Source organism: Allobosea sp. GW821-FHT03A12 (assembly GCF_058986765.1).
This window is the reverse complement of sequence record NZ_JBYSVZ010000004.1, coordinates 289,516-304,613: the sequence shown is the minus strand read 5'-3', so window position 1 is coordinate 304,613 and position 15,098 is coordinate 289,516. Positions and strand designations below refer to the sequence as shown.

Here is a 15,098-nt window from a genome sequence, read left to right as displayed (position 1 = left end):
ATGCTCCCCATCGTCGGCATCGGCGCCGGGCTGGTCTCAGCCCTCCTGTTCACAGTGGTGATCACCGGATCACCGCTGGCGCTGCTGCTGTCCTATGTCGCCCCGCTGCCGGTCTTCATCGCCGCTCTCGGCTGGAACCACCGTGCCGGGCTGGTTGCGGTCGCCGCCGGCACGCTCGCCGTCACCGTCGTGCTCAAGCTCTCGCTCGGGCTCGCCTTCGCCATCGGCGCAGCCCTGCCGGCCTGGTGGATCGCCTATCTCGCCTTGCTCGCCCGCAACGACGGCGAGGGCAACAGCGAATGGTATCCGCTCGGGCGCCTGCTGGTCTGGATCGCCGCCGTCGCGACGCTGGTGACGGTCGGCGGCGCGCTCGCCATCTCCACCGATTTCGAGACCTATCACCGCGTGATGACGCATGGCCTGCAGCTCGTGCTTACGGGCGGCCAGGGCATCGGCCCAGTGGTGCGGCTGCCGAACGGCGTCGACGCCGGCGAGATCGCGGCCCGGCTCGCCGCCCTTGTGCCAGCCGCTGCCGGCGCGTCCTTCGTGCCGATGATCGTCGCCAATCTCTGGCTGGCGGCCAAGGCGGTGCGGGTCTCCGGGCGGCTGCCGCGCCCCTGGCCCGCCATCCCCTCCACTCGCCTGCCCGCGCAGGCCGTGGCCGGGCTCGTCGGCGGCATCCTGCTCAGCTTCGCCGGCGGCTTCGTCGGCCTTGCCGGCGCGGCCCTGGCGGGCGCGCTGATCGCCGCCTTCGGGCTTTCCGGGCTCGCCGCCGTGCACGATCTCAGCCGCGGCAAGGCCTGGCGGACGCCGACCCTGTTCGCGATCTATCTCGCTTTGGTGGTCATGCTGATCACCGTCTTCCCGTTCCTCGCGCTGCTCGGCATCGCCGACGCGCTGATCGACCTTCGCCGGCGCAAGCCGCCGGCGTCGCCTGCTGCCTGAACCAACGCCTATTCACGAACTCAAAGGAGAAGACCCATGGAAGTGATCCTGCTCGAACGCGTCGCCAAGCTCGGCCAGATGGGCGAGACCGTCCGCGTGCGCGACGGCTATGCCCGCAATTTCCTGCTCGCCCGTGGCAAGGCCCTGCGCGCCACCGAGGAGAACAAGAAGCGCTTCGAGACCCAGCGCGCCCAGCTCGAGACCCGCAATCTCGAGCTGAAGCGCGAGGCCGAATCGGTCGCCGAGAGCCTGAACGGCCAGACGGTCGTGATCCTGCGCCAGTCGGGTGAGTCCGGCGTGCTCTACGGCTCGGTCTCGACCCGTGACATCGCCGAGGCGCTGGGCGCCGAGGGCTTCACCGTCGACCGCAACCAGGTCACGCTCAACACCCCGATCAAGACGCTCGGCCTGCACACCGTCCCGGTCGTGCTGCACCCGGAAGTCTCGGTCACCGTGACCGTCAACGTCGCCCGCTCGGCTGAAGAGGCCCAGCGCCAGGCCGCCGGCGAGAACGTCACCGCCCGCGAAGAGTTCGACCTCGACGATCTCGGCCTCGAGGTCGGCGCGGCGCTGGCCGAGGCGGGCGACGACGACCGCTGAGCCCTTTCAGAGGCTTGCACGAGTCAATGGGCGCCGTGGCAACACGGCGCCCTTTTTGTATCGCCTGTGAACTGGGGTGGATTGCGTTCCTGACACTCGCCAAGCGCTGGCAAATGCTAGACTGAACCAGTCCCGACTCATCCTAGCGAGATTGCCTGCAGGCTATGGCCACTGCCACCGCCCTCGTCACCCGCCTCGAAACCAGTCACGAGGCGAACTTCCGCGTCCAGCCGCACAACATCGAGGCGGAGCAGGCGCTGCTGGGCGCTATCCTGGTCAACAACGACGCCTTCTACCGGGTCTCGGACTTCCTGCAGCCGGAGCACTTCTTCGAGGAGCTGCACCGGCGGATTTTCGAGCTGATGAGCAGCATGATCCGGGCAGGCAAGATCGCGACCCCGATCACGCTCAAGACCTTCGTCGGCGAGATCGACCTCGGCGGCATCACCGCGCCGCAATACCTCGCCCGGCTCGCGGCCGAGGCGACGACCGTCATCAACGCCGCCGACTATGGCCGGACCATCTACGACCTCGCCGTCCGGCGCCAGCTGATCGGCGTCGGCGAGGAGCTGGTCAACGTCGCCTATGACGCGCCGGTCGAGATGGCGCCGCGCGAGCAGATCGAGGACGCCGAGCGCAAGCTCTACGCGCTCGCCGAGAAGGGCCGGTACGAGGGCGGCTTCCAGAAATTCGACGGGGCGCTGCGGCTCGCCATCGACATGGCGGCGAGTGCATTCCAGCGCGCTGGCGGCCTCTCCGGCATCTCCTCCGGCCTGCGCGATCTCGACGCGCGGATGGGCGGCCTGCAGCGCTCCGACCTGATCGTGCTCGCCGGCCGCCCGGCCATGGGCAAGACCTCGCTCGCGACCAATATCGCCTTCAACATGGCCAAGGCCTGGCGCGGCGAGCGCCAGGAGGACGGCACGATCAAATCGGTCGACGGCGCCATCGTCGGCTTCTTCTCGCTCGAAATGTCGGCCGACCAGCTCGCCACCCGTATCGTTGCCGAGCAGTCGGGAATCTCCTCCTACAAGATCAGGCAGGGCCGCATCACCGAAGGCGATTTCGCCCGGCTGACCGATGTCGCCGCCCAGATCGAGAAACTGCCGCTCTATATCGACCAGACCGGCGGCATCTCGATCGCCCAGCTCGTCGCCCGCGCCCGCCGCCTGCAGCGCCAGAAGGGGCTCGACATCCTGTTCATCGACTACCTGCAGCTGCTCTCCGGCTCGTCGAAGGCCGGCCAGAACCGCGTGCAGGAGCTGACCGAGATCACCACCAGCCTGAAGGCGCTGGCCAAGGAGCTCAACGTCCCGATCATCGCGCTGTCCCAGCTCTCGCGTCAGGTCGAGAATCGCGACGACAAGCGCCCACAGCTCTCGGACCTGCGTGAATCCGGCTCGATCGAACAGGACGCCGACGTGGTGATGTTCGTCTATCGCGAAGAGTATTATCTCAAGGGCAAGGAGCCCCGACCGGGCACCGACGAGCACAACAAATGGGTGCTGGAGATGGAGGCCGCCCATGGGCTGGCCGAGCTGATCATCGGCAAGCAGCGCCACGGCCCGACCGGAACCGTCGCCCTGCAATTCGACGCCGATGTGACACGCTTCTCCGACCGCGCCGACGACGCACATCTACCGGAGCGCCTCGAGTGAGCCCCTTCGACACGCCTGAGAATGCCGGACACGGCGCCATCCTGACGATCGACCTCGCCGCGCTCGTCGCCAATTGGCGCATGCTGAAACAGCGCGCCGGCACGGAAGCCGCCGCCGTGGTCAAGGCCAATGCCTATGGCATCGGCATCGAGCCGGCCGTGACGGCCCTTGCCAAGGCTGGCTGCAAGACCTTCTTCGTCGCGCATCTCTCGGAAGCGGTGCGGGCCCGCGCCGTCGCGCCGGACGCGACGATCTATGTGCTCAACGGCCTCGCGCCGGAAACCGGCGGCGCTTACGCCGAGCACGATCTTTCGCCGGTGCTCGGCTCGCATGAGGAACTGCTCGAATGGGCCGGCTTCCGGCAGAGCGGCGCCAAGGTCAGGCCGGCGGCGCTGCATGTCGACACCGCCATGAACCGGCTTGGGCTCTGGCCTGGCGAAGGTCTCGACCTGGCCCGCGAGAAGAGCGGCGTGATCGCAGCGGCCGGCATCGGGCTGGTGATGAGCCATTTTGCCGCTTCGGAAGTGATCGACGATCCGGCCAATGCCCGGCAGGTATCCGCCTTCGCCGAGATCGCCGCCGCCTTCCCCGGCGTGCCCGCCTCGTTGCTGAACTCCTCCGGCCATTTCCTGCCGGGCTGCCCGTCCTATCAGCTCACCCGGCCGGGCTACGCGCTCTATGGCGGCAATCCGACGCCCGGAAAGCCGAATCCGATGCAGCCCGTGGTCGGGCTCGAAGCGCAGATCCTCCAGCTGCGCGAGGTCGAGGCCGGCATGCAGGTCGGCTATAACGGCACCTGGACGGCGAAAGGCCGGCGCAAGCTCGCGACCATCTGCCTGGGCTATGCCGACGGCTATCCGCGCAATGCGAGCTGGACCGATCGTTCGCAAGGCGGCTCGGCGCTGGTCGGCGGCGTGCGCTGCCCCTTCGTCGGCACCGTCTCGATGGACCTGATCATCGTCGACGTCTCCGACGCGCCGGCCGACGCAGCCGTACGCGGCGCCCCGGTGACGCTGATCGGCGGCGAGCTCGACCTTGAGGCGGTCGGCGCCGGCGCCAAGACGATCGGCTACGAAATCCTGACCAGCCTCGGCCGCCGCCATGCGCGGCGCTATGTCGGGCTCTAGGGCGTAAATGGCCAAGCGCGGCCCGACCTATATCTGCCAGGCCTGCGGCGCGGTCTATCACCGCTGGCAGGGCAAGTGCGACGCGTGCGGCACCTGGTCGTCGCTCTCCGAAGAGGCTCAGGCCGCGCCGGTCCCCGGTGGCGGCCGAGTGCCCTCTGGTGGGCGAGCCCGCGGCCGCATCTTCGCTCTGGAGAGCCTGAAGGGCGAGACGCAGGATGCGCCACGCATCGTCTCAGGGATCGGCGAGCTCGACCGTGTCACCGGCGGCGGCTTCGTGCCGGGCTCGGTCCTGCTGATCGGTGGCGATCCCGGCATCGGCAAGTCGACCCTGCTGATGCAGGCCTGCGCCGCCATGGCATCGAGCGGCCGGCGGGTCGTCTATGTCTCCGGCGAGGAATCGACCAGCCAGGTCCGCCTGCGGGCCCAGCGCATGGGGCTCGCAGAGGCGCCGGTCGACCTCGCCGCCGAGACCAATATCGAGGACATCATCGCGACCCTCGGGCAAGGCCAGCGCCCTGCCCTGGTGGTGATCGATTCGATCCAGACGATGTGGTCATCCGAGGTCGAGAGCGCGCCCGGAACGGTGACGCAGGTGCGCGGCTCGGCCCAGGCGCTGATCCGCTACGCCAAGACCTCCGGCGCCTGCCTGATCCTGGTCGGCCATGTCACCAAGGACGGCCAGATCGCCGGACCGCGCGTGGTCGAGCACATGGTCGATGCGGTGCTCTCATTCGAGGGTGAAGGCACCCATTCCTTCCGCATCCTGCGCGGCCAGAAGAATCGCTTCGGCGCGACCGACGAGATCGGCGTGTTCGAGATGACCGGCGCCGGCCTCTCCGAAGTCGGTAATCCTTCTGCCCTGTTCCTCGCCGGGCGCGACCAGGACGCTCCCGGAGCGGCCGTGCTCGCCAGCATCGAGGGCACCCGACCGGTGCTGGTCGAGATCCAGGCGCTGGTCGCCCCGAGCGCGCTCGGCACGCCGCGCCGGGCCGTGGTCGGCTGGGAGAACAGCCGCCTCGCCATGGTGCTGGCGGTGCTGGAGACGCATGGGGGCTTAAAGCTCGGCCAGCACGACGTCTATCTCAACGTCGCCGGCGGCCTGCGCGTCGGCGAGCCCGCGGCTGACCTTGCCGTCGCCGCTGCGCTTGTCTCCTCGCTGACCGGAGCGATCCTGCCCTCGGGGGCGGTCCATTTCGGCGAGATCGCGCTGTCTGGCGCGATCCGGCCGGTCTCGGTCGCGGCCGCAAGGCTGCGCGAGGCTGCCAAGCTAGGTTTCGAGAGCGCGGTTCTGCCTTCGGCAGGGGCCGATATCGGCGACGGCAACGGCCTGAGATTGCGGCGCCTCAGCCATGTCGGCGAGCTCGTCGCCGAAATCGCCGCGAGCGCCCCGCGGGCCCGCTCCGGTCAACGCACTCAGCAGGCCGACCGATAAAATCGTCTCGATTTCCAAGGCGAGAGACGGATTCGCCGATCAGCTTGGATAACTTGGCAGAATCCGGCTATCGCAGTGCAAAATGAGCCGACTGCATGGGTGACGCGCGGCGCGCGAGCGGGTATAGCAAAACCCGCCCGGCCCACCCATTTGTCGCGTGCCGGCCCCGATTTTGCAGCGAAGCGGCCCTGACATGCCTGTGACCATTCTCGATCTCGTCGTCATCGGCGTGGTGTTGATCTCGGCTTTGCTCGCAGCCGTGCGCGGCCTGACGCGCGAGGTGCTGGCGATCGCCTCCTGGGCCGCCGCCGCCGTCGTCGCCTGGATCTTCCACCCGCAGCTGCTGCCGCTGGCGCAGCAGCACATCCCGAACAAGACCGTCGCGCTGGTCGCGGTGATCGCGACGCTGTTCCTCGGTACGCTGATCGTCGTCTCGCTGATCACGGCGCGGATCTCGGACTTCGTGCTCGATTCGCGCATCGGCGCGCTCGACCGTACCCTCGGCTTCGTCTTCGGCGCGGCCCGTGGCCTGCTGCTCGCGGTCGTCGGCTACCTCTTCTTCACCGCGCTGGTGCCGGAGAAGATGCAGCCGGCCTGGGCGCGCGAATCGCGTTCCAAGCCCCTGCTCGAGGAAACCGGCCGCAGCCTGCTGACCATGCTGCCGCAGGATATCGATTCCGAGTTCGTGAAGAAGCTGCTGCAGCCCAAGCAGGCCGAGCCGACCGAGGCACCGGCCGAGGAGCCGCGCACGCCGGGCGCCACCCCGCCGGCCGGCGGCACCGCTCCGGCCGACCCGCAGCGTCGCACCCAGGCGCCCGCCACCGACAGGCAGGCACTGCAGCGCGTGATCGATTCGACCGCTCCGGCCACCACCGGCGCGACACCCGCTCCGGCGCAGCGCCGGCCCTGAGACTGGAACCCGAGCCCGGCCCGATCACGAAAACGGCAACCGTTCTTGTGATCAGGCCAGGCCCCAACAAGTAGTGGGCAGATTCTCTCCGTCGGCCGCTCCGGCCGATTGGAGAGCCTGTTGAAGCCGCGATGGAGCCTGCGATGAGCCTGATCCACGATGCCGACGCCGTGTTCGACCCGAACGCCGACCGCCTGCGCGAAGAGTGCGGTGTCTTCGGCATCTTCGGGCACGAGGACGCCGCGGCGCTGACGGCGCTCGGCCTGCACGCCCTGCAGCATCGCGGCCAGGAGGCGACCGGCATCGTCTCCTTCGACGGCCAGCGTTTCCATACCGAGCGCCAGCTTGGCCTGGTCGGCGACGCCTTCTCCGATGCGAGCGTGATCGAGAAGCTCAAGGGCAAGCAGGCGATCGGCCATGTCCGCTACTCGACCACCGGCGAGACCATCCTGCGCAACGTCCAGCCGCTGTTCTCCGAACTGCATGGCGGCGGCTTCGCGGTGGCGCATAACGGCAACCTCACCAACGGGCTGACGCTGCGACGCAATCTCGTCCGCGACGGCGCGATCTACCAGTCGACCTCGGATACCGAGGTCCTGCTGCATCTCGTCGCCCGCAGCCGCAAGCCGAAATTCATCGAGCGCTTCATCGATGCGCTGCGCCAGATCGAGGGCGCCTACGCCTTCGTCGGCATCACCAACAAGAAGCTGGTCGGCGCGCGCGATCCGCTCGGCATCCGCCCGCTGGTGCTCGGCGACCTCAATGGCTGCCCGATCCTGACCTCCGAGACCTGCGCGCTCGACATCATCGGCGCCAAGTTCGTGCGCGAGATCGAGAATGGCGAGGTCGTCGTCATCTCCGAGCAAGGCATCGAGAGCCACAAGCCCTTCCCGCCGGTGGCCGAGCGGCCCTGCATCTTCGAATATATCTACTTCGCCAGGCCGGATTCGATCGTGAAGGGCCGCAGCATCTATGAGCGGCGCAAGGCGATGGGCGCGCAGCTCGCGCTGGAGGCCCCGACCGAGGCCGACGTAATCGTGCCGGTGCCGGATTCCGGCGTGCCGGCGGCGCTCGGCTATGCCCAGGCGAGCGGCATCCCGTTCGAGCTCGGCATCATCCGCAACCACTATGTCGGCCGTACCTTCATCGAGCCGACGCAGAAGGTGCGCGAGCTCGGCGTGCGCCTGAAGCATTCGGCCAATCGCAGCGTGGTCGAGGGCAAGCGCATCGTGCTCGTCGACGACTCGATCGTGCGCGGCACGACCTCGCTGAAGATCGTCAAGATGATGCGCGAGGCCGGCGCCCGCGAGGTGCATTTCCGCATTTCCTCGCCGCCGATCACCCATCCCGACTACTACGGCATCGATACGCCGGACCAGGCCAAGCTGCTCGCTGCGACCCATTCGCTCGAGGAGATGCGCCAGTTCGTCGGCGCCGATTCGCTCGCCTTCATCTCGGTCGACGGCCTCTACAAGGCGATGGGCCATGAGCGGCGCGACCCGACCCGGCCGCAGTTCACCGACCATTGCTTCACCGGCGAATATCCAACCTCGCTAACCGATGTTGTCGGCGAGAGCGCCAAGCAGGAAATGTCGCTGCTGGCCGCCGGCTGAGCCTTTCGACGGGACTTCGATGACCAAGCCTCTGAAAGGGCGCATCGCGCTCGTCACCGGCGCGTCGCGCGGCATTGGCCGCGCCGCGGCGCTCGCCTTCGCCGAAGCTGGCGCGCATGTGATCGCGCTCGCCCGCACCACCGGCGCACTGGAAGAGCTCGACGACGAGATCCGTGCGATCGGCGGCAGCGCGACGCTGGTGCCGGCCGACCTCGCCGACGCCGCTGCGATCGAGAAGCTGGGGCCCGCCTTGCTGGCGCGCTGGGGCCGGCTCGACATCCTGCTCGCCAATGCCGGCATCCTCGGCCCGCTCGCCCCGCTGACCCATGTCAGCGCCAAGGAATGGGCCGATGTCTTCGACATCAATGTCAGCGCCAACTGGCGCTTGTTGAAATCGGTCGAGCCGGCGCTGAAGGCTTCCGAATCCGGCCGGGCGATCTTCCTGTCCTCCGGCGCGGCGCATAAGGGCCTGGCCTATTGGGCCCCCTACGCCGTCTCCAAGGCGGCGCTCGAAGCAATGGCGCGCAGCTATGCCGACGAGACGCGCAGCACCCCGCTGCGGGTCATGCTGGTCAATCCCGGCCCGTTGCGGACCCGCATGCGGGCCCAGGCGATGCCGGGCGAGGATCCGATGACGCTGAAGACGCCGGAGGATCTGGCGCCGCATCTGGTCGCGATCGCCGGGCCGGACTGGCACGAGACCGGCAAGATCTTCGACTTCCCGCAGGGCAAGGTACTGACGCCGCAGATGCCGGCTTAACAAAAGCCGTCGTTCTCGGCCGAAGCGAAGCGCAGAGCCGAGAATCTCAGGACCAGCAGGCGCGGATCGGAGCCTCATCCGACCAGAGATGCTCGGGTCAAGCCCGAGCATGACGCGCCGCTCACGTCGTCGCGTACTCCCGCACGACAGCGATCAGGTCCGGCACAGTCAGGTTCGGCAGGGCGGCCATCTCGTCGAGCGAGAACCAGCCGATCCGGACATGCTCGTCGGACAGGTTTTCGGCCTCGCCGCCCTCCCAGCCCGAGACGACATAGATGTGGTGCAGCGCCGCGCCGTTGCGCTCCGGGAAGCGTTCCTCGGCAGAGAGCATCAAGCGATAGGTCGACGGCGCCAGCCCGACCTCCTCACGGCATTCGCGGATGAGCGCGGCTTCGAGCGCCTCGCCTGCCTCGACCCGGCCGCCGATAGCATCCCAATGATCGGCCCAGGCGCGCTTCCAGGAAGCGCGCAGGCCAAGCAGCACCCGCCCGTCGGCGCGCAGGAAGAGCGCGCTGACGGTCTCCAGCATCAGCCCTTGCTCTTGTCGTAGGGGTTGCCGCCGCCGCGAGTATGGAGCCGGACAGGCGTGCCCGGCAATTCGAAGGCCTCGCGCAGATTGTTGGTTAGATAGCGCAGATAGGAGACCGGCAGGTGGTCGAGCTGGTTGCCGAACAGGGCGAAGGTCGGCGGCCGCGCCTTGGCCTGCGTCATGTAGCGGATCTTGATGCGCCGGCCGGCCACCGCCGGCGGCGGATGCGCCGAGAGCACGCCTTCGAGCCAGCGATTGATCCTTGCCGTGGAGACGCGGCGGTTCCAGACCTCATAGGCACGGAACACCGCCTGCATCAGCCGGTCGATGCCGTCGCCGGCGAGGCCGGAGAGCGGCACGATCTCGACGCCACGGATCTGCGCCAGCAGGTGATAGGCCTTCTCCTTGAGCTCGGCGAGCAGGCCCTGCTTGTCGGCGACGAGGTCCCATTTATTGAGTCCGATCACGACGGCGCGGCCCTCGCGCTCGGTCAGGTCGGCCAGGGTCAGGTCCTGCTTCTCGAAGGGGATGGTCGCGTCGAGTAGCACGACGACGACCTCGGCGAAGCGGATCGCACGCAGTGAATCCGCCACGGCGAGTTTTTCCAGTTTCTCGTCGATGCGGGCGCGCTTGCGCATGCCGGCGGTGTCGAACAGCTTCACCGCGCGACCACGCCATTCCCATTCGACCGAGATGGTGTCGCGGGTGATGCCGGCTTCGGGGCCGGTCAGCAGGCGCTCCTCGCCGATCATCCGGTTGACCAGGGTCGACTTGCCGGCGTTCGGGCGGCCGATGATGGTGACGCGCAGCGGCCGGTTGGGGTCGGCATCCTCGTCGGACGGCACTTCGGCGGGCACATCGGCCCAGGCCTCCTCCTCGTCCTCCTCCGGCTCGTCGGCGACATAGGGCGCGAGCGCTTCGAGCAGGTCGGCGGTGCCTTCGCCATGTTCGGCCGAGAACGGCACCGGGTCGCCGAGGCCGAGCGAATAGGCCTCCATGACGCCGTCCTTGCCCTTGTTACCCTCGGCCTTGTTGGCGAGCAGGATGACGGGCTTGCCGGAGCGGCGCACCAGGTCGGCGAAAGGCTGGTCCATCGGCGTCAGGCCGAGCCTAGCATCGATCATGAACACGATGACATCGGCCTGCTCGATCGCGGTTTCGGTCTGGGCGCGCATCCGGCCCGCAAGCGAATCCTTGTCGGCCTCTTCGAGACCGGCGGTGTCGATCACCGTGAAGCGCAGATGGCCGAGGCTGGCGTCGCCCTCGCGGCGATCGCGCGTGACGCCGGGCTGATCGTCGACGAGCGCGAGCTTCTTGCCGACGAGCCGGTTGAACAGGGTCGACTTGCCGACATTGGGCCGGCCGACGATGGCGATGGTGGCGCTCATGATCCGTCTTTAATGCAACATCGGACTCGCGCCGAAAAGTGGCACTCCACTTTCCGACGCGAATCCGATGCTTTTGTTTCGATGGCGCCGTCCGCTGCGACGGCGTCGATATCAGTTCTTGATGGTGACGGGGCCGCCGCGCACCAGCGTCAGATAGAGTTCGACGCGCTGGCGCAGCACCTGCGGCGTCTGCGGGTCGGCGACGATGGCGTCGAACCAGCGCCCGGCATCCTCGAACAGGTTGGCCTTCAGCGCGGAAATGCCAAGGAATTCGCGGGCCGAATGACGCCAGAGCCCAGTCGGCGTCGCCAACGGCTCGAGTTCCTTGCGCAGTTCGGCATAAGGCAGGGTGTCGACGCGCAGCAGGCCGGCGCGCAGGCGGGCGAGATCGCGATGGTACTGGTCGAGCGAGGCGTCGTTGGCGATCGCGTCGAAGGCGGTCGCGCCGGCAGCCGCATCGCGCTTGCCGATCTCGGAGGCGAGGCGGAAGCGCGAGAGCAGCCGATACCCCGCCGGCGCATTGGCGGCGAGCTCGGTCAGGGTCGCTTCGGCCGCGCTGGCGTTGTTGTCGCGCGAGGCACGCACCGCCTCCTCGAACTTGGCGCCGACGGCCTCGGCCTTCTTGCGCTCCTGCTGCTGCCAGAACTGCCAGCCGGCGACGCCGGCGACCGCCAGCACGGCGATGGCGATGAAGACATTGCCATATTTCTTGAAGACGGCGGCCGCCTTGTCGCGGCGGACCTCCTCGTCGATCTCGCGGAAAATATCGGACATGACGCCTCGAAACTGCTTTGGCCTGCCGGGTAGCATCTTTGCCGGCGGAATGCGAGCCGGAACGGCCACACAGAGCCGTCAGCGCGAGCTTATTGCGGTGCCGTACCCGAGGCAGCCAATCCAGCGAGCACGGTATCGATGAGCCTGCGCCATTCGCCGGGGTCAGCTCCGGCCGCGATTGCGAGGGCGGCGCGGTCGAAGGCCGCGCTCAGGAGCTGCGCGGTCGGAGCCAATGGCAGCTTCGGCAGCGCACCCGCCTGCATCGCCGCCGCGAGCCCTTCGCGCAGGGTTCGCCCGCCATGGCGGGCGTCAATGGCATCGAGTTCCTCGCGGCCAAGCACGGCGGCGGCGTCGACCAGCAGCAACTGGGTCCGGCCCGGGACCTGCATCGCCTCCAGGAAGGCCGCGCCGCCCTTGCCAAGCGCCTTCAGCGGCGAAAGGCCGGGCCGGGCAGCACTCTCGATCTCCTGCGCGACCGCGGCCGATTCCGCCTCGACCACCGCCCGGAACAGCGCCCGCTTGTCGGCGAAGTGGTGATAGAGCGCGCCGCGCGTCACGCCCGCCTCGGCGACCAGCTCCGGCGTGCTGGTCTCGGCATAACCACGGCTGACGAAAAGCTCACGCCCTGCTGCGATCAACGCGGCGCGGGTGGTATCGGACCGGTCCTTGTTGGATCGACGCCCAGCTTCTTGCATACATACAGCCTGTATGTTAATTCATATAAACATGCAGATTGTATGTTTATGATGAAAGACAGGCAAGCCTATGAAAGTCACCAGCTATTACCCGGTGATCATGACCGATAAGGTCGCAGAGACCGCCGCCTTCTATATCGCGCATTTCGGTTTCCAGGCCCTGTTCGAGGCCGACTGGTACGTCCATCTGCAATCGACGGTCGATGAGTGGGTGACGCTGGCGGTGCTGGACGGCAGCCATGCGACCATCCCCCTCCCCGGCCGCGGGCGTGTCAGTGGATTGATCCTCAACTTCGAGGTCGAGGACGTCGACGCCGAACATGCCCGGCTCAAGGCAGCCGGCCTGCCGATCCTGCAGGAGCTGCGCGACGAATGGTTCGGCCAGCGCCATTTCATCACTGCCGATCCGAGCGGCGTGCTGATCGACGTGATCAAGCCGATCCCGATGAGCGCCCCTCCGGCAGGCCATGCTTGATCGCGCGGTTCGTGGCAGGCACCTTGCTTGCGCTTCTGCCGTCGCAAGGAAGATCGCCATGAACCGGATCGCCAGCGGGCTGGGAGCAGCCCTTCTCGCCCTCGCCTCGCTCGGACCGGCAGAAGCCGCGCCGACCAAGGTCAAGGTCTTTGTCGCCTCGATGTTCGAGATCGGGGCCAATACCGGCGACCGGGCCGGCGAGTTCCAGCACTGGTATGAGCGCTACTGGCAGAAGAGCCAGCCGCATGAGGTGCGCGGCGCGCTGAAGCCGGTCTATTGCGATGCGGACGGCGTCTGCGGCGCGGTGCTCGGCATGGGCAAGGTCAACTCGTCCTCCTCGATGCAGGCGATCCTGCTCGATCCGGACTATGACTTCTCGCAGGCCTATTTCCTCATCACCGGCGTCGCCGGCACACCGCCCTCGCGCGGCACGATCGGCGACGTCTCCTGGGGCAGCTGGCTGGTCGACTATGATCTCGGTCATCGCTGGGCGCCAGAGGAAGGCAAGCCGGGCGAGCCGGTGTTCATGCCGCGCAAGGGCTATGAGGAGTACCGGGTGTTCAAGCTCAACCCGGCGCTGGTCGGGTGGGCGACGCGGCTCAGCGCTGGGGTGAACCTGCAGGATTCGGAGTCGGCGAAGCAATACCGTCAGCGCTATCCCGACGAGAAGGCGCGGGCGGCGCCCTCCGTCCAGACCGGCACGCACATGACCGGCGACACCTTCTTCCACGGCCCCGGTCTGTCGAAGGAGGCGCAATACATGGCCAAGCTCTACGGCGCCGACGACTATGTCATCACCGAGATGGAGGCGGCGGCGATCACGCTGGTGATCAAGCGCCAGTTCGGCACCGACCGGATCCTCAGCCTGCGCGGCGCGGTCAATTTCGACCAGGGCAATCCGAACGAGACGACCTTGCAGCATCTCGACCCGGCGCCGGGCCAGACGGCCGGCGGCTTCGCCGAGACCGTCGCCAATGTCGAGGCGGTCGGCTCGCGCGTCGTCGATCACATCGTCGGCAATTGGGGCGAGTGGCAGAAGGGCGTGCCGCCGCTGCCGGCGAAGTAGCTCAGGCCAGTGAACCTGCTCGGAACAGCAGGCTGCCATCGCCATAGGAGTAGAAGCGATAGCCCTCGGCGATGGCGTGGGCATAGGCGCGCTTCATCACATCGAGCCCGCTGAAGGCGCTGACCAGCATGAACAGCGTCGAGCGCGGCAGGTGGAAATTGGTCATCAGCAGGTCGACGGCGCGGAAACGATAGCCCGGCGTGATGAAGATCGCGGTGTCGCTCGAGAACGGCTTGACCACACCGTCCTCGCCGGTCGCGCTTTCGAGGAGGCGCAGCGAGGTCGTGCCGACCGCGACGATGCGGCCTCCGGCGGCCTTGACCGCATTGAGCGCATCGGCCGTCGCGGCGCTGACCGTGCCCCATTCGGCATGCATGCGGTGTTCGTCGGTGTCCTCGGCCTTGACCGGCAGGAAGGTGCCGGCGCCGACATGCAGCGTGACGAAATGGCTGGAGACGCCCCGTTGCTTGAGCGCCGCGAACAGCTCCGGCGTGAAGTGCAAACCTGCCGTTGGGGCGGCGACAGCGCCTTCCTCGCGAGCATAGGTCGTCTGGTAGTCGCGTGCGTCGGCCTGATCGGTCGCCCGCTTGCCGGCGATATAGGGCGGCAGCGGCAATTCGCCGAGCCGCGCGATCGCCTCGTCGAGATAGGGGCCGGTCAGCGAGAAGCGCAGGCCGATATCGCCACCCTCCCCCTTGTCCTCGACCTCGGCCTGCAGGCGGGCGAGCTCGCAGGCATTGCCGGCGCCGTCGCTGTCGAAGACGATCGTCTCGCCGATGGCGAGCTTCTTGGCCGGGCGGGCGAAGGCGCGCCAGCGATCATCCGACTCGCGTTTGTGCAGCATGATCTCGATGCGGGCCGAGGTCTCGCCGCGATAACGCCGCCCCCAGAGCCGCGAGGGGATGACGCGGGTATCGTTCAGCACCAGCGCATCGCCCGGCTGCAGCAGCTCGACGAGATCGCGGACGCCGCGATCCTCGAAGGGCTCGGCCGCGCCGGGGCGGACGACGAGCAGCTTCGCCGCATCGCGCGGGCTCACGGGCCGCAACGCGATGCGTTCCTCGGGCAGATCGAAATCGAAAAGGCCGACGTCCATGGACCGATCCTAAAAAGCAATCCCGGGCCG

At 67.8% G+C, this 15,098-nt stretch carries 15 protein-coding genes; 10 read left to right on the top strand and 5 right to left on the bottom strand.

Going from position 1 to position 15,098, the window contains the following annotated elements; all coding sequences use genetic code 11:
- The 8 genes from AC3WLC_RS15705 (at window position 1) to AC3WLC_RS15670 (ending at window position 9,045) form a co-directional block, all read left to right on the top strand.
- A complete protein-coding gene (locus AC3WLC_RS15705) occupies window positions 1–945 on the top strand; it encodes a DUF2232 domain-containing protein (RefSeq protein WP_493684858.1) in 945 nt (314 codons plus the stop codon).
- Window positions 946–981: 36 nt separating this feature from the next.
- Entirely contained in the window at window positions 982–1,545 is a 564-nt protein-coding gene (rplI, locus tag AC3WLC_RS15700; RefSeq protein ID WP_493684857.1) for a 50S ribosomal protein L9, read from the top strand.
- A gap of 164 nt (window positions 1,546–1,709) precedes the next feature.
- Window positions 1,710–3,203 carry a replicative DNA helicase gene (locus AC3WLC_RS15695; RefSeq protein ID WP_493684856.1) on the top strand — a complete coding sequence of 498 codons (1,494 nt, stop codon included), beginning with the start codon at window positions 1,710–1,712 and terminating at the stop codon, window positions 3,201–3,203.
- Complete coding sequence (gene alr / locus AC3WLC_RS15690; protein ID WP_493684855.1) at window positions 3,200–4,330, top strand: alanine racemase; 1,131 nt, start codon at window positions 3,200–3,202, stop codon at window positions 4,328–4,330. The genes AC3WLC_RS15695 and alr overlap by 4 nt, the downstream gene beginning before the upstream one ends.
- 7 nt (window positions 4,331–4,337) lie before the next feature.
- A complete protein-coding gene (gene radA, locus AC3WLC_RS15685; RefSeq protein ID WP_493684854.1) occupies window positions 4,338–5,762 on the top strand; it encodes a DNA repair protein RadA in 1,425 nt (474 codons plus the stop codon).
- Window positions 5,763–5,955: 193 nt separating this feature from the next.
- Window positions 5,956–6,672, top strand: coding sequence for a CvpA family protein (locus AC3WLC_RS15680; RefSeq protein WP_493684853.1), 717 nt, complete (start codon window positions 5,956–5,958; stop codon window positions 6,670–6,672).
- 143 nt (window positions 6,673–6,815) lie between these two features.
- Complete coding sequence (gene purF, locus AC3WLC_RS15675; RefSeq protein ID WP_493684852.1) at window positions 6,816–8,285, top strand: amidophosphoribosyltransferase; 1,470 nt, start codon at window positions 6,816–6,818, stop codon at window positions 8,283–8,285.
- A gap of 19 nt (window positions 8,286–8,304) precedes the next feature.
- Window positions 8,305–9,045, top strand: a complete 741-nt coding sequence (locus tag AC3WLC_RS15670) for an SDR family NAD(P)-dependent oxidoreductase (protein ID WP_493684851.1) — start codon at window positions 8,305–8,307, stop codon at window positions 9,043–9,045.
- Window positions 9,046–9,166: 121 nt separating this feature from the next.
- Here AC3WLC_RS15670 and AC3WLC_RS15665 read toward each other — a convergent pair whose 3' ends face one another.
- From AC3WLC_RS15665 to AC3WLC_RS15650, 4 genes are all read right to left on the bottom strand, one after another.
- Window positions 9,167–9,574, bottom strand: a complete 408-nt coding sequence (locus AC3WLC_RS15665) for an NUDIX hydrolase (protein WP_493684850.1) — start codon at window positions 9,572–9,574, stop codon at window positions 9,167–9,169.
- A complete protein-coding gene (der, locus tag AC3WLC_RS15660) occupies window positions 9,574–10,962 on the bottom strand; it encodes a ribosome biogenesis GTPase Der (RefSeq protein ID WP_493684849.1) in 1,389 nt (462 codons plus the stop codon). The genes AC3WLC_RS15665 and der overlap by 1 nt, the downstream gene beginning before the upstream one ends.
- Window positions 10,963–11,073: 111 nt before the next feature.
- Window positions 11,074–11,736: a tetratricopeptide repeat protein gene (locus tag AC3WLC_RS15655; protein WP_493684848.1), complete on the bottom strand. Its 663-nt coding sequence runs from the start codon at window positions 11,734–11,736 to the stop codon at window positions 11,074–11,076.
- Between the two features lie 89 nt (window positions 11,737–11,825).
- On the bottom strand, window positions 11,826–12,431 hold the full coding sequence (locus AC3WLC_RS15650) for a TetR/AcrR family transcriptional regulator (RefSeq protein ID WP_493684847.1): 606 nt from the start codon (window positions 12,429–12,431) through the stop codon (window positions 11,826–11,828).
- Between the two features lie 70 nt (window positions 12,432–12,501).
- Between AC3WLC_RS15650 and AC3WLC_RS15645 the strand changes: the two genes are divergently transcribed.
- Window positions 12,502–12,906, top strand: coding sequence for a VOC family protein (locus AC3WLC_RS15645; RefSeq protein WP_493684846.1), 405 nt, complete (start codon window positions 12,502–12,504; stop codon window positions 12,904–12,906).
- A gap of 58 nt (window positions 12,907–12,964) precedes the next feature.
- Window positions 12,965–13,972 carry a purine-nucleoside phosphorylase gene (locus tag AC3WLC_RS15640; protein ID WP_493684845.1) on the top strand — a complete coding sequence of 336 codons (1,008 nt, stop codon included), beginning with the start codon at window positions 12,965–12,967 and terminating at the stop codon, window positions 13,970–13,972.
- Between the two features lies 1 nt (window position 13,973).
- Here the strand turns inward: AC3WLC_RS15640 and queA are convergent, their stop codons facing one another.
- On the bottom strand, window positions 13,974–15,068 hold the full coding sequence (gene queA, locus AC3WLC_RS15635; protein ID WP_493684844.1) for a tRNA preQ1(34) S-adenosylmethionine ribosyltransferase-isomerase QueA: 1,095 nt from the start codon (window positions 15,066–15,068) through the stop codon (window positions 13,974–13,976).
- Between the last annotated feature and the right edge of the window lie 30 nt (window positions 15,069–15,098).